At 64.8% G+C, this 19,064-nt stretch carries 18 protein-coding genes and 1 pseudogene; 12 read left to right on the forward strand and 7 right to left on the reverse strand.

Annotated elements, in window-relative coordinates:
* The first annotated feature begins 10 nt into the window (after positions 1-10).
* From LGN19_RS13615 to LGN19_RS13660, 10 genes are all read left to right on the forward strand, one after another.
* Positions 11-1,444: an NAD-dependent succinate-semialdehyde dehydrogenase gene (locus LGN19_RS13615; protein WP_175220486.1), complete on the forward strand. Its 1,434-nt coding sequence runs from the start codon at positions 11-13 to the stop codon at positions 1,442-1,444.
* A gap of 465 nt (positions 1,445-1,909) precedes the next feature.
* Complete coding sequence (locus LGN19_RS13620; RefSeq protein WP_175220484.1) at positions 1,910-3,268, forward strand: aminotransferase; 1,359 nt, start codon at positions 1,910-1,912, stop codon at positions 3,266-3,268.
* A 98-nt stretch (positions 3,269-3,366) separates the two neighbouring features.
* Positions 3,367-4,425 carry an ABC transporter substrate-binding protein gene (locus LGN19_RS13625; protein WP_226215215.1) on the forward strand — a complete coding sequence of 353 codons (1,059 nt, stop codon included), beginning with the start codon at positions 3,367-3,369 and terminating at the stop codon, positions 4,423-4,425.
* A gap of 36 nt (positions 4,426-4,461) precedes the next feature.
* On the forward strand, positions 4,462-5,526 hold the full coding sequence (locus LGN19_RS13630) for an ABC transporter ATP-binding protein (protein WP_226215216.1): 1,065 nt from the start codon (positions 4,462-4,464) through the stop codon (positions 5,524-5,526).
* A 2-nt stretch (positions 5,527-5,528) separates the two neighbouring features.
* Positions 5,529-6,446, forward strand: a complete 918-nt coding sequence (locus LGN19_RS13635) for an ABC transporter permease (RefSeq protein ID WP_226215218.1) — start codon at positions 5,529-5,531, stop codon at positions 6,444-6,446.
* A gap of 1 nt (position 6,447) precedes the next feature.
* Positions 6,448-7,263 (forward strand): ABC transporter permease, encoded by an 816-nt coding sequence (locus tag LGN19_RS13640; RefSeq protein ID WP_175220478.1) that lies wholly within the window; start codon positions 6,448-6,450, stop codon positions 7,261-7,263.
* 120 nt (positions 7,264-7,383) lie between these two features.
* Entirely contained in the window at positions 7,384-7,938 is a 555-nt protein-coding gene (locus LGN19_RS13645) for a MarR family winged helix-turn-helix transcriptional regulator (RefSeq protein WP_175220476.1), read from the forward strand.
* A 223-nt stretch (positions 7,939-8,161) separates the two neighbouring features.
* Positions 8,162-9,331 (forward strand): porin, encoded by a 1,170-nt coding sequence (locus LGN19_RS13650; protein ID WP_226215220.1) that lies wholly within the window; start codon positions 8,162-8,164, stop codon positions 9,329-9,331.
* 141 nt (positions 9,332-9,472) lie between these two features.
* Entirely contained in the window at positions 9,473-10,495 is a 1,023-nt protein-coding gene (locus tag LGN19_RS13655) for a histone deacetylase family protein (RefSeq protein WP_226215221.1), read from the forward strand.
* Between the two features lie 62 nt (positions 10,496-10,557).
* Positions 10,558-11,619 (forward strand): ABC transporter substrate-binding protein, encoded by a 1,062-nt coding sequence (locus LGN19_RS13660; protein WP_226215222.1) that lies wholly within the window; start codon positions 10,558-10,560, stop codon positions 11,617-11,619.
* 182 nt (positions 11,620-11,801) lie between these two features.
* On the opposite strand, the gene LGN19_RS13665 is transcribed toward LGN19_RS13660, so the two are convergent.
* The 5 genes and pseudogenes from LGN19_RS13665 to LGN19_RS13685 form a co-directional block, all read right to left on the reverse strand.
* Positions 11,802-12,233: a MarR family winged helix-turn-helix transcriptional regulator gene (locus LGN19_RS13665; RefSeq protein ID WP_226215223.1), complete on the reverse strand. Its 432-nt coding sequence runs from the start codon at positions 12,231-12,233 to the stop codon at positions 11,802-11,804.
* Positions 12,226-12,648 carry an SRPBCC family protein gene (locus LGN19_RS13670; protein WP_174957275.1) on the reverse strand — a complete coding sequence of 141 codons (423 nt, stop codon included), beginning with the start codon at positions 12,646-12,648 and terminating at the stop codon, positions 12,226-12,228. Before LGN19_RS13670 ends, LGN19_RS13665 begins: the two co-directional genes overlap by 8 nt.
* Before the next feature lie 116 nt (positions 12,649-12,764).
* Positions 12,765-12,981 (reverse strand): annotated as a pseudogene (locus LGN19_RS13675) (integrase); the annotation flags it as partial.
* A 148-nt stretch (positions 12,982-13,129) separates the two neighbouring features.
* Entirely contained in the window at positions 13,130-13,813 is a 684-nt protein-coding gene (locus LGN19_RS13680; protein ID WP_175220466.1) for a DJ-1/PfpI family protein, read from the reverse strand.
* A 24-nt stretch (positions 13,814-13,837) separates the two neighbouring features.
* A complete protein-coding gene (locus LGN19_RS13685) occupies positions 13,838-14,209 on the reverse strand; it encodes a DUF6616 family protein (protein ID WP_122949833.1) in 372 nt (123 codons plus the stop codon).
* Between the two features lie 148 nt (positions 14,210-14,357).
* On the opposite strand from LGN19_RS13685, the gene LGN19_RS13690 reads away from it, so the two are divergent.
* Positions 14,358-15,389 carry a GlxA family transcriptional regulator gene (locus tag LGN19_RS13690; RefSeq protein ID WP_175220462.1) on the forward strand — a complete coding sequence of 344 codons (1,032 nt, stop codon included), beginning with the start codon at positions 14,358-14,360 and terminating at the stop codon, positions 15,387-15,389.
* A 479-nt stretch (positions 15,390-15,868) separates the two neighbouring features.
* Here the strand turns inward: LGN19_RS13690 and LGN19_RS13695 are convergent, their stop codons facing one another.
* Complete coding sequence (locus LGN19_RS13695) at positions 15,869-16,825, reverse strand: PDR/VanB family oxidoreductase (RefSeq protein ID WP_226215224.1); 957 nt, start codon at positions 16,823-16,825, stop codon at positions 15,869-15,871.
* A gap of 1 nt (position 16,826) precedes the next feature.
* Complete coding sequence (locus LGN19_RS13700) at positions 16,827-17,876, reverse strand: aromatic ring-hydroxylating dioxygenase subunit alpha (RefSeq protein WP_174957270.1); 1,050 nt, start codon at positions 17,874-17,876, stop codon at positions 16,827-16,829.
* A 111-nt stretch (positions 17,877-17,987) separates the two neighbouring features.
* Between LGN19_RS13700 and LGN19_RS13705 the strand changes: the two genes are divergently transcribed.
* Positions 17,988-18,917 (forward strand): LysR family transcriptional regulator, encoded by a 930-nt coding sequence (locus tag LGN19_RS13705; protein WP_226215225.1) that lies wholly within the window; start codon positions 17,988-17,990, stop codon positions 18,915-18,917.
* Positions 18,918-19,064: the final 147 nt, after the last annotated feature.

Raw genomic sequence — 19,064 nt, forward strand, 5'->3', positions numbered from 1 at the left:
GACCGCTTTCATGTATCAGGATGTGCAGTTGTATATCGACGGAACCTGGCGCAACGGTGCGGACGGACACACCATCGACGTGCTGAATCCGACGAACGAGACGGTGCTCGGCACCGTTGCGGTCGCGGCGCGCGCGGATCTCGACGCCGCGCTCGACGCCGCGCAGCGCGGTTTCGCGACCTGGCGGCGCGTCAGCGCCTGGGAGCGCGCCTCCATCATGCGCCGCGCCGCGCAATTGCTGCGCGAGCGCGCGCCCGACATCGCGCGGCTGATGACGCTCGAGCAGGGCAAGCCGCTCGCCGAGGCAACGGGCGAAGCGATGTCGGGGGCCGATCTGATCGACTGGTTCGCGGACGAGGGCCGTCGCGCGTACGGCAAGCTCGTGCCGTCGCGGATTCCCGGCTCGTACCAGATGGTGATCAAGGAGCCGGTCGGGCCAGTCGCCGCGTTCGCTCCGTGGAATTTCCCGATCAACCAGGTGGTGCGCAAGCTGTCCGCCGCGCTCGCCGCCGGCTGCTCGATCGTCGTGAAGGCGCCGGAAGAAACGCCTGCCGCGCCGGCCGCGCTAGTGCGCGCGTTCGCGGATGCCGGCGTGCCGGCGGGTGTGATCAATCTCGTGTACGGCGATCCAGCCGCGATTTCGTCGTATCTGATTCCGCATCCGGTGATTCGCAAGGTGTCGTTCACGGGCTCGACCGTCGTCGGCAAGCAACTGGCCGCGCTCGCGGGCCAGCATATGAAGAAGGTGACGATGGAGCTGGGCGGGCACGGCCCGGTGCTGGTGTTCGACGATGCCGACGTCGAAACGGCCGCCGCGCAGCTCGCCGCGTTCAAGCTGCGCAACGCGGGGCAGGTCTGTACGTCGCCGACCCGCTTCATCGTCCAGCGCGGCGTGTTCGCGCGCTTCGCCGACGCGTTCGTCGACGCAATCGGCCGGGCGCGAATCGGCGACGGCCTGGAGGAGAGCACGACGATGGGGCCGCTGGCGAACGCGCGCCGGCTGGATGCGCTCGAGCGTCTTGTCGGCGACGCCGTGTCGAACGGCGCGACGCTGCGCGCAGGCGGTGCGCGCCTCGGCGCGCGCGGCTACTTCTTTGCGCCGACGGTGCTGACCGGCGCGAGCCCCGCCGCGCGCATCATGAACGAGGAGCCGTTCGGTCCGATCGCGGTGCTGAACGCGTACGACACGATCGACGCGATGATCGCCGAAGCGAACCGGCTGCCGTACGGGCTCTGCGCATTCGCGTACACGCGCTCGGCACGCACTTCGCATCGCGTCGTCGACGAAGTCGAGAGCGGCATGATCACGCTCAACCAGATCGCGATCGCGTTCCCCGAGGTTCCGTTCGGCGGCGTCAAGGACAGCGGCTACGGCACCGAAGGCGGCGCCGAGGCGCTCGATGCGTACCTCAACCTGAAATACGTATCGCAACTCGACCTCTGATCGATCCGCGCGGGTGCGCGCGACGACCAGGCACACGCAAAAGAACGGAGGCGGGCGATGAACCTGGAACGGCCGGCAGCAGCGCATGGCGCTGGAGCGACCGGGTCGCACCTTTATTCATGTTGACTAAGTCACAAATAAATTGCCGTATTCGTTCGCCAGGGACATCGATGGCCGGTGCTTCTCAGACGCCTCGGCGAAGTCGTCTCCGTTCGCGTTAAAACCGAATTCACATCGGTATTGATAGTGAAATTTGCCTAAAAAACGTCGCCTCGCCCTTGATGCGCAGCGCTGCAGGCAGTCGAAAGAGGCTGCGCCACCGAGGGTAAATCACGACGTTCGATTTGTTTTTGATTGTTTGACATGCGTGACATGGTCACTTAATCTGAATTCCAGACGATGCCGCGGACTGCAAGCGCGGCCCGCTTCTTTCACCCATTCATTCTTTCGAGGTAGACAGCTGCCATGGAACACACTTCGCTGCGGTCACGCGATGTCGCGTATCAGATCCATCCGCACACCAATTTCGGCGCGCACGAGTCGTCGGGGCCGATGGTGATCGCATCGGGCCGGGGCATCTTCGTGACCGACGAGTCGGGCCGGGAATACCTCGAAGGCATGTCGGGGCTCTGGTGCACGAACCTCGGCTTCAGCGAGCCGCGGCTGGCCGACGCCGCTGCTCGCCAGTTCGCACGGTTGCCGTACTACCAGAATTTCGCCAACAAGGCGACGGAACCGGCGATCGCGCTCGCGGAGAACCTGATTCGTCATGCGCCGGCACCGATGTCGAAAGTGCTGTTCCAGAGCTCCGGCTCGGAGGCGAACGACACCGCGATGAAGCTGGTCTGGTACTACCACCACGGCATCGGCAAGCCCGACAAGCGCAAGATCGTCAGCCGCCAGCGCTCGTATCACGGCACGTCGGTCGCGACCGGCAGCCTGACGGGTTTGCCGCACATTCACCGCGACTTCAATCTGCCGATTCCGGGCATCGTGCACGTTGCCTGCCCGCATTTCTATCGCGGCGCCGAACCTGGCGAGACCGAGGACGATTACGCCGCGCGGCTCGCCGACGAGCTCGAACAGACGATCCTGCGCGAAGGCCCGGACACCGTTGGCGGCTTCATTGCCGAGCCGGTGATGGGCACGGGCGGCGTCGTGGTCCCGCCGCGCGGCTACTTCGAGCGTGTGCAGGCGGTGCTGCGCAAGTACGACGTGCTGTTCATCGTCGACGAGGTGATCTGCGGGATGGGCCGCACCGGTCACTGGTGGGGCGCCGACGCCTACGCGCTGCAGCCGGACATGCTGGTCAGCGCGAAAGGGCTGTCGTCCGCCTATCTGCCGATTTCGGCGCTGCTGATCAACGAGCGCGTCTATGCGGTGCTGAAGGAACAGACCGCGAAGATCGGCCTGTTCGGCCACGGCTACACGTATGGCGGCCATCCGGTGTGCGCGGCAGTCGCGAACGAGGTGTTCGACATCTACCGCGAGCGTGACGTGATCGGCCACGCGAAGCGCGTCGGCGATTACTTCCAGCGCGCGCTGCGCAAGCGCGCCGACCATCCGCTCGTCGGCGAGGCGCGCGGCCTCGGGCTGATGGGGGCGCTCGAACTGGTCGCCGACAAGACGACCCGCGCACCGTTCCCGGCGGAGCGGAAGATGGCGGCGACGGTGTCCGCCCGCGCGCAGGACGCGCTGCTGAACGTGCGCCCGCTTGGCGACGCGATCTGCATCGCACCGCCCGTGATCATCACCGAAGCCGAGATCGACCTGCTGTTCGAGCGCCTCGACACGGCGCTCGACCAGGCCGCCGCGTCGCGCTGAGCGACGGCTGGCTGCCCATGCCGCGACGGCACCGTCCGCGCCTTGAGTGCGGGCGGAACGCGGCCGATCACAACACCATGCAGAACGGAGAAGGAGACATGAGTCACACGTGCATCAAGTCACGCGGCCGGGCGGCCGCGCTCGCAGCGGTCGCGCTGCTCTGCGTGAACGTGCCTGCCCGGGCGGCCGGCAGCGTCACGTTCGCCGGTTACGGCGGCGATTATCAGAAGAACATCGTGAAGGCGTTGATCCGGCCGGCCGCCGACAAGAACGACGTCACGCTGCGCACCGAGAGTCACGACGGTCTCGCGACGGTGCGCGTGCAGGTGTCATCGGGGCGCCCGGCGTGGGACATCGTGCAGCTCGGCGCGGAAGAGTGCGCGACCGGCAGCGCGCAGGGGCTGTTCGAGAAGCTCGATTACAAGCTGATCAACGTCGACGGCATCCCGGCCACCGCGCGCGCGGACGACTGGATCGCGAGCAACTACTACTCGGTCGTACTCGCGTATCGCACCGACAAATACAAGAACAACCCACCGAAGACCTGGGCTGACTTCTGGGACGTGAAGAAATTCCCGGGACGCCGTGCGTTGGCGCTGCAGCCGCAGGAAACGATGGAAGTCGCGCTGCTCGGCGACGGCGTGAGCCCGGACAAGCTCTATCCGCTGGACCAGAAGCGCGCGCTCGCGGCGCTCGGACGGCTGAAGCCGGACGTCGCCGCATGGTGGACGAGCGGCGCGCAGTCCGCGCAATTGCTGCGTGACGGCGAGGTTGACATGGAAGCGATCTGGGGCAGCCGGATCGCGCCGGTGATCGACTCCGGCGCACCCGTTGCCTTCACGTTCAACCAGGGGCTGCTCGCGTATGCGTGCCTTGCGATTCCAAAGGGTGCGAAGCACGTGGCCGAAGCCCGCAAAGTGATCGCCGACGTGATGACGCCGCCGATCCAGGCCAATATTCCCGAGGTGATGCCGTTCTACGGGCCGGTGAACATGAGGGCGTTCGACGTGCGCAAGTTCTCCCCGGACGTGCTCGCGAAAGCGAATTCGTCGCCGCGCAATCGAACAATGCAGGTGCAGATGAATGGTGCGTACTGGGGACAAAACCAGAACTTGCAGCAAGGCAACGAGGCGCTGCGCGCGCTGATCAGCCGGTAACGGCATGCCGCACGGCGGCTTTTGAGCGAGGTTGAAATGGCATCGCAAGTGTCGATCAGGAATGTCTGCAAGACCTACGAGAACTTCACGGCGCTGCGCGACGTGTCGCTCGACGTCAGCGCGGGCGAGTTCGTCACGTTGCTCGGACCGTCCGGATCGGGCAAGACCACGTTGCTGATGGTGCTCGCCGGATTCGTCCGGGCCACATCCGGCAGCGTCAAGGCAGGCGGCGACGAACTGCTGCTGAAGCCGCCCCACCGGCGCGGCATCGGCATGGTGTTTCAGAATTACGCGCTGTTTCCGCACATGACGGTCGCGCAGAATGTCGCGTATCCGCTGCGGCTGCGCAAGATGGACCGCGCCCGGATCGCCGAGAAGGTCCGGCATGCGCTATCGGTCGTGCGGCTCGACGATCTCGGCGGGCGCAACATCGCGCACCTGTCCGGCGGTCAGCGCCAGCGTGTCGCGCTGGCCCGCGCGATCGTGTTCGAGCCGGACATCATGTTGATGGACGAACCGCTGTCGGCGCTCGACAAGCAGTTGCGCGAGCACATGCAGATCGAGATCCGCCGCCTGCACGAACAGCTCGGGATGACGACCATCTACGTGACGCACGATCAGACCGAAGCACTGACGATGTCGGATCGCATCGCGATCATCAACAAAGGGCAGCTCGTGCAGTTCGATACGCCCGACACGATCTACGAACGGCCGGCGAGCAAGTTCGTCGCCGATTTCATCGGCGAGACGGCGTTCGTGCCGCTCGACGAGCAGCGCGGCGAATTCTCCGCGTTCGGCCAACCGTTCCGGACCCGGGGGCCGACTCCGGACGGCGTCGGCCGGCCGTGGCTCGCGCTGCGTCCGGATCGCGCGATCCTGCTCGACGCGCCGGCGCCGGAGCTGAACTGCCTGCCGGGCGTCGTGCGCCAGCGCATATATCAGGGCGATTCGCATCTGTTCTATGTCGATCTGCCGCACGGGCACGAGATCATGATCCGCCGCGGCACGGGCGGCGCCGACGGCGGCGCGCGCCGGCTGGAGCCGGGCGACCGGATCACGGTCGGGGTACGCGCGGAAGACACCGTGGTGGTACGGGACTGACCATGAAAGACGCTACCGTGATGATGCATCCGATGCCGGCCGGGGCCGGCGGCGCCGAGAACCAGGCCGCGCTCGCGCGCAGCCGCCTCGTCGAGCAGCTACGTCTCGGCGTGCTGATGGTGCCGGCGCTGCTGGTCGTGCTGGTGGTGCTGGTCGCGCCGATCCTCTGGCTCGGCTGGCAGTCGCTGTTCGACCTGTCCGGCATGCTGACGCTGTCGAACTACACACGTCTGCTGACGCCGGTGTACCGCCACGCGTTCGTGTCGACGTTCGAGATGTCGGCGCTCGTAACGGCGCTCGTGCTGCTGCTCGGCTATCCGCTTGCCTACCTGCTATCGCAACTGCCGGCGCGCATCGCATCGATCTGCATGGTGTTCGTCGTGCTGCCGTTCTGGACCTCGACGCTCGTGCGGACTTACGCCTGGATGGTCCTGCTGCAACGCACCGGGCTGATCAACACGTGGCTGACGAGTACCGGCCTGATCGATCATCCGCTGCAGCTCGTCAACAACTTCACCGGCACCGCGATCGGCATGACCCATGTGATGCTGCCATGCCTGGTGCTGCCGCTGTACGGCGCGATGAAGGCGATCGACCCGGTGTACATGCGGGCCGCGGCGAATTGCGGCGCCACGCCGGTACAGTCGTTCTGGCAGGCGTACTTCCCGATGACCGTGCCGGGGCTGTCGGCCGGCATCGTGCTGGTGTTCGTGCTGTGCCTCGGTTTCTACGTGACGCCCGCGCTGCTCGGCGGCGGCCGCGTGAACATGCTGTCGATGCAGATCCAGTCGGACGTCGCGATGTCCGGCGATCCGGGGGCGGCGAGCGCACTCGGCATCGTGCTCGTGATCCTGACGATGGTCGTGCTTGCCGCGATCGGCAGGCTGTTCGGGATCGAACGCATGTATGGAGGGAAATGACATGTTCGGCTATGCCACCGACACCCAGATCACGCATGCGCAACGGCTCTGGCTGTACGCGTTCTGCGCGGTCGTGATGCTGTTCCTGATCGTGCCGTGCGCGATCGTCGTACCGATGTCGTTCTCGAACGCGAGCTTCCTGGAGTTTCCACCGCGCGTCTGGGGGTTCCGCTGGTATCACGCGTATTTCTCGTCGCACGAATGGCGGGCGGCGACCGGCGTGTCGCTGCGCGTCGCGGTATCGGCGACCCTCGCAGCGGTGATCGCCGGCACGGCGGCGGCCTACGGGCTGCGCGCAATCGAGAGCCGCTGGGCGAAACGGCTGCGCACCGTGCTGATGCTGCCGATGATGGTGCCGCTGATCCTGGTCGCGATCGGCACGTTCTTCGTCTACGTGCGCGCCGACCTGAACAACACGCTGACCGGCCTGATCATCGCGCATACGATGCTTGCGTTGCCGTTCGTCGTGATTTCGGTCAACGGCGGTCTCGAGACCTACGACGCGAACCAGGAACTCGTCGCGCGCAGTCTTGGCGCGTCCAGGCTGACCGCGTTCCTGACCGTCACGTTGCCGCAGATCCGGCTGTCGATCTACGCCGCGGGATTCTTCGCGTTCATGACGTCGTTCGACGAGGTCGTGATCGCGCTGTTCGTGTCCGGCGGCGAAAACGCGACGCTGACGCGGTTGATGTTCGAGGACATCCGCGATCAGCTGGATCCGACGATCACCGCGATCTCGACGCTGCTGATCTCGATTTCGGTGATCTCTCTGATCGCGCTTCAATGGGTCGGCGGGCGGCGCCGGGCGCGGGCCTGACGCGCGACGCGGTCCAGCCGGCTTCGGCGGGCCGGGCCGCGGGTAACGCTCTGGTAGACTGTGTGACGTTGTCATGCAATTCCGCCTGTCGTCGGACAGGCATCGTGGCGGGAGCAGAACGTGAATACGTCGGAAAAAAAGAGCAGGCAGAAACATCCGGATTCGAGCGTGGTGGGCCTGCGCGATTTGCGCGATCTGGTGTCGTTCCAGTTGCGCCAGTTGACCAACATCTACACGAAGGGATCGTCGAGCGCATACGAACGGCGCTTCAACCTGACGATGAACGAATGGCGCTGCATCGCGTTGCTGCACGGGCGGCGCGGCATCTCGATGAATCGTCTCGCCGAGCATGCGCAGTTCGATCGCGGCCTGACGAGCCGTACCGTACGCGGGCTCGAGGAGCGTGGACTGGTCGAACGCGAGGCCGACGAGCATGACGGCCGCGGTGTCGTGATTTCGTTGACCGACGCGGGCCGCACGCTGGTCGCGGAGGTCTTCCCGGTGGCCGACGAGCGCAATTCCCGGTTGCTGTCGTGCCTGACCAAAGCCGAGCGCGACATCCTGCCCAGCATCCTCGAAAAACTGACCCACCAGGCGCGCGCGATGCTCGACCAGGAGCGCGAGGAGGCCGGGGGGTACGACGAACCCGGCGCACACGAGCGTGCCTCCGGCTGACGTGACTGCGCAGGCTGGCCGACGGTCAATCCGTCGACCGGCCGCACACTTCCGATTCGTGCGCCGCGACCGGCGCATTTCCTGAACGAAGAACGATTCGCGTCATCCGGCGAAGGGTGTCGCTCGACTCCGGCCTGCATTGGCAACCGGGTATTTTAATTAGTAGTGCAAATCTGTAGTGCAAGCCGATGGACCACGCAATTTCAATTCAGAGGAGACCGGAATGAGCAAGCGGGTGATGGCGGCAGGCGGGTGGATCGTAGTGACGGGGCTCGCGCATGCACAGGGCAGCGTGACGCTATACGGGCTGATCGACGAGGGCGTGAACTATACCAACAATGTCGGCGGCAAGGGGCTCGTCGCGATGTCGAGCGGCGATGTGCAGGGCGGCCGCTGGGGGATGAGGGGCAGCGAGGATCTGGGCGGCGGACTGTCGACCGTGTTCAGGCTCGAATCGGGCTTCGACGTCAACACCGGCAGGCTCGGGCAGCAGGGCCGTGCGTTCGGGCGGCAGGCGTTCGTCGGACTGTCGAGCACCCACTTCGGCACGTTGACGGTCGGGCGCCAGTACGATTTGGTCACCGACTACCTGGCCGGGCTGACCGCGAACGGCAACTGGGGCGGCGGCGTGTTCACCCATCCGTACGACAACGACAACACCGACGATACGTTCCGGCTCAACAATGCGATCAAGTATGCGAGTGTCGATTACCGTGGTTTCAGTTTCGGCGGACTGATCGCGCTCAGCAATGGCACGTCATTCGGCCGCAATCGTGCGGTGAGCGCCGGCGCGCAGTATCGGAACGGCCCCCTCGCGCTCGGTGCCGCATATCTCGACATCGACTATCCGAACGCCGACTCGTCGGGCGCGGTGTCGATCGGGCCGAACGGCAATCCGGACGGCAGCTGGACCGCACGACGCCAGCGGATCTGGGGGGCTGGCGTGAACTATACGATCGATGCGACCACGCTCGGGCTCTCGTTCATTCGGACCGATCTTGCGAATCCGACCGGCACGCAATATGCGAACTACGCGGCCAGCCCGACGCTCGGCGCCGCGTCGTCGATCCGCTTCGACAACATCGAATTCAACGTCAGGTATCAGTTCACGCCTGCCTTCTACGCGGGCGGCATGTACACCTATACGCGTGCGACGCTCGATGGCACGTCGGGACACAGCGCGTCGCCGAAATATCACCAGTTCGGTGTGATGGCCGACTACAACCTGTCGAAGCGAACCGACGTCTATACGCAGGCCGCCTACGTGCTCGTCGCGAACGCGTCGTCGGTGGCCGGCACCGGTCTCGAATTCGCGGCGAACCCGGATACCGCCGGACCTTCTTCCACCAACCGTCAGGTGATGGCTCGGATCGGGATCCGTCACAAGTTTTGAGCGTCGCGTGCGCCGGCTCGGCAAATGCCGCGCCGGCGCGTGCCAGCAGGTTCGATTGCGTCGGCGGCAGTGTGTGAATCGTTCATGCACGTGCCGTCGATGCCGCAGCGGCCGCGCGAGCGGCCGGAGAGGAGGGGAGTCGTGCTGGCTGTCTACCACCCGGATCAGGAAGCGCATCGACCGTTGACGCGGCTCGTTTACGGAGTGCTGAAAGACAACTTCGAGACGCCCGAGCGCGCGACGCTGCTGCTCGACGCGTTGCATGCCGAGCGATCGCCGATCGTCGAGCCGGACGATTATGGACGCGATCCGTTGCTGCGGATCCATTCGAGCGACTATCTCGCGTTCATCGAGCACTGCCATCGCGAGTGGCAGGGAATTCCCGGCGCCGGCACGGAAGTCAGGCCGAGCCTGCATCCAAATCGCTACATGGATCGCCGCCCGGACGACCTGCTCGGGCGCGCCGGCTACTACATGGCCGATGCAGGCTGTGTGGTGCTCGACGGCACATGGAAAGCGGCGTATGCGGCGGCGCAGACGGCGATCCATGCCGCCACGCTCGTCGCCGGCGGTGCGCGGGCCGCCTATGCGCTGTGCCGCCCGCCCGGGCATCATGCCTATCGCGATATGGCAGGCGGCTTCTGCTACCTGAACAACGCCGCGATCGCAGCCGGTGTGCTGCGCGAGTCGTTCGGTCGCGTCGCGATCGTCGACGTCGACGTGCATCACGGCAACGGCACGCAGGCGATCTTCTACGCACGGCCGGACATCGCGTTCGCATCGGTGCATGCGGACCCGCTGACGACGTATCCGTACAACGCCGGCTACGCAGACGAAACCGGCAGCGGGGCAGGCGTGGGCCTGACGTTGAACGTTCCGCTGCCGCCAGGCAGCGGCGATTCCGCATGGCTGGACGCCACCGGGCGTTGCATGCGGTTCGTGGCCGGGACCGACGCGGAAGCACTCGTGATTTCCCTGGGTCTCGACGCGTCGGTCAACGATCCATTCCGCTGCATGCAGGTGTCGCATCGCGGGTTCGCGGCGATCGGGCAGCGGCTCGCGGCAGCCGGTCTGCCGACGGTGATCGTGCAGGAGGGCGGATATGTATCGCCGTCGCTACCGGTCGATCTGGTTCATTTTCTGCGCGGATTCGGAACGGTTTGAATTCGCCGGTTCAACCCCGGGTGCGGAGGCGTGCGGTACCGGCCCGTCAGCGAGGAGAAGTCATGCGAAAGCAGTTCGGATTCGGAGGCCAGGCATCGCGATGCGCATGCGGCGCGATGGCTGCCGCGGCCCTGTGTGCGTCCGCGCAGGCGCAGGATGTGGTCACATTCGCGAGCTACGGCGGCGAATATCAGAAGAACATCGTGAAAGCGTTGATCGGGCCGGCCGCCTCGGAGGCGGGTGTCGGGTTCCGGCAGGAAACGCACGACGGTCTCGCGCCGGTCCGGTTGCAGGTCCGCTCCGGCAGGCCGGCGTGGGATCTCGTGCAGCTTGGCACGACCGAGTGCTCGATCGGCAGCGCGGAAGGGCTGTTCGAAGCGGTCGATTACCGGCAGGTACCGAAAGACGGGCTACCCGCCGATGCGACGAGCCGCGACTGGGTCGGCACGAACTACATGTCGGTCGTGCTTGCATACCGGACCGACAAGTACCGCGATCGTCCGCCACAAACCTGGGCCGACTTCTGGAACACGGCGAAATTTCCTGGCAGGCGTGCACTGGAAGGGACGCCGGAGGAAACCATGGAGATTGCGCTGCTCGCCGACGGCGTCGCACCGGACAAGCTCTATCCGCTCGACCAGTCGCGCGCACTCGCCGCGCTGAAGCGGATCCGGCCACAGGTGGTCGCGTGGTGGACGTCGGGGGCGCAGGTCACGCAGTTGCTGCGCGACGGCGAGGCGGACATGGTGCAGATCTGGGGCAGTCGCGTGCCGCCGCTGATCCGCGACGGTGCGCCAGTGGCATACACGTACAACGGCGCGCTGCTGACGTATTCGTGCATGGCCATCCCGAAGGGGGCACGTCATGCCGCTGCGGCGCAACGATTGCTCGCGCACATCGTATCGCCGGCCGTCCAGGCGAATCTGATCACGGTGATGCCTTATTACGGGCCGGTGAATACGCGGGTATTCGAGCGCGGCCACTACACCGCGGCCCAGCTCGCGGAAACCAATTCCGCACCTGGCAATCGCGCGAAACAGGTCGTGCTCGATCCGGGTTACTGGAGCCGGCCGGGGTTGCAGCAAAAAGCGTCGCTCGCGTTGCGCGCGTTGATCAGCGAATAGCGGGCGCCAATATCGTGACGCACCATGCGCGCAGCCGTCGTCGCGCATGGTGCGAGCGGTTCGACGTCATATGGCGTGACATCGAGCCGGCGCAAAGTCGAAGACGGCTAAAGGGGCGCTTGAGAAAACGGAAAATAAAGCACGTTCAGCGGCACGAGGCCACAACGTCGCATTGGCAGGAATCATCGACCAAGCGCTTTTAGCACGGCCATCAGCGCCTGTTGGTCCTCAACGACTTCAAAGAAGGCACGATCTGCATCTTCAACAACCTTCACCGCCCGAACGGCGAGGTCTGCGCCCCCGGACGTGATGTCGATGATCCAGGCTCGCGAATCAGATGGATCAGGCATTCGCGTCAGCAGCTCCCGCTCGGCGAGTACGCGGAGGACCTGCGAGGTCATCATCGGGTCTGTATTGGCGTGCTCGGCAATGCGGCGCTGACTTGGCGTCTCCCCGGCAACACGTGTGATCCACCAGGTACTGGTCAGCAAGACGAATTGAACGTGCGTGAGCCCCAACGGCTTCAGCGCTGCAGTAATACGACGCTGCCAACCCAGCGTCGCCCGCCAGAGGAGAAGTCCGGGACTGTCGCCAGGTTGAAGGGATTCACTCACCCAACTGCTCCGCCCGCAAACCAAGGGCAGCGATCACATCTGCGAAGTCGGACGTGACAGCCTCACCGACCGTCCCGGCAACCGGCTCCGGTCCGTCGACTTCGCAGCGATACGTGATCAGCGTGCCACGCTCGGTCGGCGACAGTTCGTGACGAACGCGAACAAGCACCCCGGCGTCCGGTACTTCAGTGACATCCTCGAAGCCCTTGTCGGCCTCAACCCACGCGAAGCGGAACGGCAATCTCGTCGAGTCCGGCAGAACCATCACCGCCGTCGTGCCTGCCTGGAACGCCCCGTGCATCTCGATTCTCAGGACACCTTTGTTCCATTCCGACCATTTCTCCGGCTCCGCCAGGACGCTGAAGACCTGTGCCGGTGTCGCGGCACATTCGCCTGTAACCTCAACTGACCACATGCCTGCTCCTTTTTTGAAATAGTATGCGCGCATAGTATTCAGAAACAGGTTCCGTCGTCAACCATCTCACGGCCAGCAGCCGTGAGCCACGGTAGCCCGGTAGCGTGGGTATCCAGTTACGGTGCTGCGAATGCCTGGTCCATCTGTCGGAAGCGTTTTGCCTCGTCGCGCTGAAGGTAGATCGAGGTCGTTGCGATAGAAGCGTGGCGCAGGTTGTCCCGCACGGTGGTCAGCTCCGCGCCGCGAACGGGCGGGCGCGTGCGTGGCGTGGGTATCGCGTGTCCGGTGGCGGCTGGCGCGACGCAACTTCTCAGCCAGCACGGGATGATCGGCGCCGCTGGCATACCCACGGAGACGCTCTTGGACGCGGCCGCGCATCGGACGTCACGCCACACGGTTGCGGTGCGATCTCCCTGCCGTGTCACTTCCTGATTCTGATCACATGTGGGCCGTTGGCGAGTACCCGATGATGCTTGCGACGTCAGGCGCCGAAACCGCGACGCTTCGCTGTCTCGTCGACTACCGCGTTGGGCATTTCCTTGGCCAGGATCTCGTTGGCCGCCGCCAGCACCTCCGGCGGCGCGAGTTCGGGCAGGCCGGCGTTGTACGGCGGTTTCGGCGCGTACTCCATGCACAGCTGGGTCAGCTGCCCCGAGAAGTCGCCGGCCCAGAGGCCGATCATGCCGAGCGCGAAATCGATTCCGGCGGTCATGCCGCCGCCGGTCGCACGGTTGCGATCGACCACGATGCGCTCATTGACCGGCTCGGCACCGAACCTGCGCAGGTAGTCGCGCGAGTACCAGTAGCAGCCGGCCTTGTAGCCCTTCAGCAAGCCGGCCGCGCCCAGCAGCAGCGAGCCGTTGCACACGCTGGTCACCCAGCCGGCCTTGGCTCCCAGGCGGGCTACGTGGTCGATGAAGCGGTCGTCCTGCAGCGCTTCGAATACACCGCTCGCGCCACCCGGAACCAGCAGCACATCGGGCTCCTGGAAGCAGTTGTCGAAGTCGTGCGTGGCGTTGACCGTCAGGCCGATGTCGGTGACCACCGGGCCGGCCTTTGCGGCCGCCAACTGGATCTGGACCCCCGGGATGAACATCCAGGTATTGGTGGGACCGATCAGGTCGATGGCGGTGAAGCCCGGGAACAGGGCGGCGAGAATCTTCATGCTGGGTCTCCGGTGGAGCAGGGATCAGTTGCCGGCGCCCGAGGCGGTGCCGGGCATGACGAGCTGGATGTGCTGGCGGAGCATGTCCGGCGGAGCCACCTGTGTGCCGCCGGCGTTGACGTGCTCGAAGTAGTCATACCAGCCGGAACCGGCAACGGCCTTCTGAAACTCCTCGAACAGCGCCCGGTTGGGCATGCGGTATACGCCGAAGGCGTCGTAGTCGGCACGGCGGTCCACGCCGGGATCGTTGTAGCCCCAGGCGACGATCTCGATGCCCGCGGAGAGGAGGTCCTGCAGCGCAGGCAGCAGGTTTTCGACGTACCGGGTTCGAACGTCCACGCCGGCGTGCTTCCAGCTGTCCTTGAATTTCCAGAATTCGATGAAGATGTGTTCCATGACCAGTGCTCCTGCACGAGTTGAGAGGGAAGGGTGTCGGTAGAATAAGCAGCCCACGCTTCACGCTTCGGACAATCGACTGTCAAATCCTGCCAGGGCTGCGGCAGTTCGATCACGGCCCGTCGTCGGCTCCAAACGCTCCGCTACCATGACCCTGTCCTTTCCCGCTGCCCGTCAACCGACCGCCGACACGGCATCGCCGCGCACCGTCGTCATCCTCGCCTTTGACGAGGTGACCGCCTCGGACATCTCCAGTGCCGCCGACGTCTTTGCCGTGGCCACGAGGTTTCACCAGGGCCCGCACAACTGCGCCTATCGGGTCGTGGTCGCCTCCGTGCACGGCCAGCCGATCACGAGCTTCTCGGGCATGACCATCGCCACCACGCCGCTGTCGGCGATCGACCCGGCATCGATCGAGACGTTGATGGTGCCCGGCGGCGGCCCGCCGGAGGCGCCGCCGGTACCGCGGGACGTCGTCGAATGGCTGGCACGCGAGGGGCGGAAGGCGCGGCGCCTGTGCGGCATCTGCACCGGCACCTTCCTGCTGGCCGAGGCCGGGTTGATTGGCGAGCGGCGGGTGACCACCCACTGGCAGGCAACCGAGGCGTTGAAGACGCGCTACCCCCGGTTGCGGGTCGAGCCGGACCGGGTCTATCTGCACGACGATGGGCTCTGGACCTCGGGCGGTTTCACCGCGGGCCTGGATCTCGGCCTGGCGCTGCTGGAAGAAGACCAGGGCCACGCCACGACCATGGCCGTGGCGCGCTCGCTGCTGCTGTTCGTCAAGCGACCGGGGGAACACGCACAGGTTTCCGCCGCGCTGTCCAGTCAAGCCGCGTCGGATCGGCAGTTCAGTCATCTCCATGCCTGGATCATGGATCACCTCGACGAGGATCTGCGGGTGGAGGTGCTCGCCGAGCAGGCCGGCATGACCCCGCGCACTTTCGCACGCCACTACACCAGGCAGACTGGCCACACGCCGGCCAAGGCGGTGGAGGCCATGCGCATGGAAGCGGCGTTGCGCGAATTGAATGATGCCGGCACGAGCCTGAAGCAGGTGGCGCGCAGATGTGGTTTCGGCAACGAACAGAACTTGCGTCGCACCTTCCTTCGGCTGCACGGCACCACGCCCGAGCACTACTGCCAGCTGCGTCCGCGGCTCGATGGCACGACGGGGTGATGCCGCGCATCAGCCGGCGGCGTAAGCCCCTCAACCCGGTGGCAACGGCCAGCGCCACGCGTCGCCGGGTGGGGAATCCCACGCCTCGCGACATCGCGACCTCGGGATCGCGTGGCCCCGGATGACGGCAGCTGCCTGCAGCGACAGGTCCCCGCGATGGTCTCGATCACGTTGGGCGCTTCGGATATTCGGTAAGCGGTATCAGGACGGGAGCCTGTTGGCGGCAAGGCGGGGAGGGGCGAAGTCATACCGGCGCCGGAACCGGCCGACGCACACTAGCAGGTTCGGGAACGTCAACACCTGCCGCCGCGTCTGTGCTGAGTGCGAGGGGCTTCCTTTTGCTGGAGTTGTACGCGAACGCGAAGGCCCCATGCGCCGCTTCAGCGCCGCCCGCGAACGTGCGAGGCGGCCTGCACCCGGACACGGGGACGTCATTGCGTGAGCCAAATTCAGTGGAAGTTGAAAGTGCGCTTCGACGCCTAGAGATCGATCACCAACTCGCTGGACCTGGCGCGCGAAACACAAATCATCAGCGATCGGTTCGCCTTCTGCTCATCGTCGCCAAGCACGTAGTCGCGATGGTCCGCCTGGCCCGACAGGAGCGCCACTTCGCAGCTCCGGCACAGGCCCTCTCTACACGAATGCGCCGCACGTACGCCGTGGCGTTCGAGGCATTCGAGAATCGATTCGTCAGGCTCGACCACGCATCGCAGACCCTGTCGGGCAAGCACGACAGAGAACGATCCGTTTTCCGCGACATCCTCACTTTGGGCGGGCGCAGCAAATCGCTCGAAGTGAAGCCGCTCCGGTGCGAGCGCCGCTTGTGCGCCATGGGCCGCTACGGCATCCATCAGACCCGCGGGTCCGCAACAATAAAGATGCTCATCGGGAAGCACATCGCGCATCATCGCGCCGACGTCGTGCGGAAGAGACCCTGCGTTCTCGTCATCGGCGTACACATGAACCGGTCCACCGAACGAGCGCAGTTCGTCGATCCATCCCGCATGTGCACGCGAACGAACGCAATAGTGGAGTTCCCACGGCAGTGCGTAACGCACGCACCAGCGGATCATCGCGAGTATTGGCGTAATGCCGATGCCGCCTGCAATAAACCGATGCCGCTTCGCCACCGGAGACAACCCGAACAACGCGCGCGGCTTGCCGATCATCAGCGTGTCGCCGAGTCGCAGCCGTTCATGAACGTAGGCCGACCCGCCTCGCGACGTCGCGGATCGGCCGATCCCGAGGCAATAACGCGACCTGTCCCACGCCTCGTTGCACAACGAGTACTGACGCGTCATGCCATCGGGCAGATGAACATCGACATGCGCACCTGGTTCGAACGGCGGAAGCGGCGCGCCGTCAGTGGGACGCAAATCGACACCGACGATTCCTTCGGCCTCGATTCGAAGCGCCGTCACTTTCATCTCGATCATGTCAGCGCTCCGCTCCGGCCTGTGTTCGGGCCTCGCATTCCTCTTCCAGACGGGCTTTCACGGCCCAACGAAACTGGGAAAGCGCCGAGTCGATACCGAAGGGCGTCATTTCAAAGCCGGGGTCGAGTGCCAGGTTCCTTTGCTGCGCCGTAATGATGTCCCGGTCTTCATCGAACGCATCGACGACGGACTGGTGAACGGAGCGAGTGACATCAGGGTTGTCGATCGCAAAGTTGTGGGGATGCGCGAAGAAGTAATGCGTCGAACTTTCCGTTTCGGGCGTCAGCGCCTGACATCCGCGAAATTCAGCCGCATCGACGCGTACACCGTCGTGCGCGCCCGTGCCTGCCGGCGCCATGCCAGAGTCCATGCGCAGAATGGCGGGCAGCGTGAAGTCGTAGATATTCCACCGATCCACCTTTCCGGGCCAGCCCTTTACGGCCACCGCGAACGGCGGCGGATCGGTATTCAACACCCAGCGCGTGATGCGCACGCCGTTTTCGATACGCTCGACCTTAGGCTGCACTTTCGCGTAATCCTCGGAGCCGCCGAGCGTCGTCGGATGAACGAAGGGCAGATGCGAGAAGTCGAGCAGGTTGTCGCAGATGAGCAGGTAGTTGACGTGATAGTGAATGTACCCGGGCAGGCTGCGCCATGAAGGATCGTCGACCCAATGCGTATCGGGAATGGTGTTCGGGTCGGCAAGCGCGGGATCGCCCATCCAGATCCAGATCCAGCGATGCCGCTCGACGACGGGGTAGCTCCTGACTTTCGCGCGCGGCGGAATGCGCTGCTGGGCGGGTGCTTCAACGCACACACCGGCGCTGTCGAACTTGAGTCCGTGATACATGCAGCGCACGCAATCGCCTTCGCGCCGGCCGACGGAAAGCGGTGCACCACGATGGCAACACCGGTCTTCAAGGGCAACGATGCCCCCGTCATCCTTGCGATACATCACCACCGGTTTTCCAATGACGACGCGTGAAAAGAGCGCATCGGATGCGACTTCGTGAGACCACGCGATCACATACCACGTGTTCTGGATGAACATGCTCGTCTCCTTGAATTCTTGTCTGCGCCGGCTCGTCGGGCGCTTGACTGCAAGATAGGATCGACGTGATTATGCGTCAAGCTAATGCCATTAATGGAGACAATGCACGCCATGCATATCAGAGACCTGGATCTGAATCTGCTGGTCGTGTTCGAAGCCCTGTTCCGCGAGCGGAGTGTGACGCGTGCGGCGCAGGATATCGGGCTGACACAGGGCGCGATGAGTCACGCGCTCAACCGCCTTCGGACATTCTTCGAAGACCCGCTATTCGTGAAGACAGCGGAAGGCATGATGCCCACGGCGAAGGGCGATCAATTGGGCGGCACCATCTCGGAAGTGATCGCATCGATTCGGGAAAAGGTCGTCGCCGAGGCCGGCTTCAACCCGCTGACTGCTCAGCGTGCTTTCGTGCTCTGCATGACCGACATGGGGGAGCTCGTCTTTCTGCCGCCATTGATCCGCCGGCTGCGCAAGATCGCGCCGCATTGTACGTTGCGCTCGCTACAGGGGCCGCTGGAACAGATCGAAGGGATGCTGTCCTCCGGTGAGGCGGATTTGGCGCTTGGCTCGATTCACGCCGCGCCGGAGGGGCTGTATCAGCAGCAGCTCTTCATGCATTCGTTCGTGACGCTGGTGAGTGCTCGAAACCGGAAGATCGGCAAGACACTGACGCGTGCGCAATTCGAATCGATGCCGCAAATCGTCGTCTCGCTGACGGGGCGTGCCAGCGCAGCGTACGACAGTGCGTTCGACGCCTATGGCATCAGACGGAACATCTTTCTCACCACGCCGCACTTCCTGGCCGTGCCCCATCTGATCGACGCGCAACCCGACCTCATCGCGACGGTTCCGCTGGAACTCGGCAAGGTCTTCTCGAAGCTGGGTACCGTCAGGATGTTGCCTCCGCCCGTCGAACTGCCGCCGTTCGCCCTTCGTCAGCATTGGCATTCGCGGTTGAATACCGATCCAGCCAACGTCTGGCTCCGCCACCTGATCAAGGAGACGTTCAAGGACTATCCGAACATCAACGAGCAGGACTGAGGTCAAGGGTCGTTGCGCGGTGCAAACAGATGGTTGCGGAGTCGGCACGAGCTGCGCATGGTGCGCCGATTTCGGCCGCCGGCATGCCCGGCTCGGCTTGCTTCAGCGCAATTCATCGCCGCGCTCAAGAAGAGGGAGTCGGCGCCG

Source organism: Burkholderia sp. AU30198 (genome assembly GCF_020419825.1).
In the GTDB taxonomy this organism is placed as follows: Bacteria; Pseudomonadota; Gammaproteobacteria; order Burkholderiales; family Burkholderiaceae; genus Burkholderia.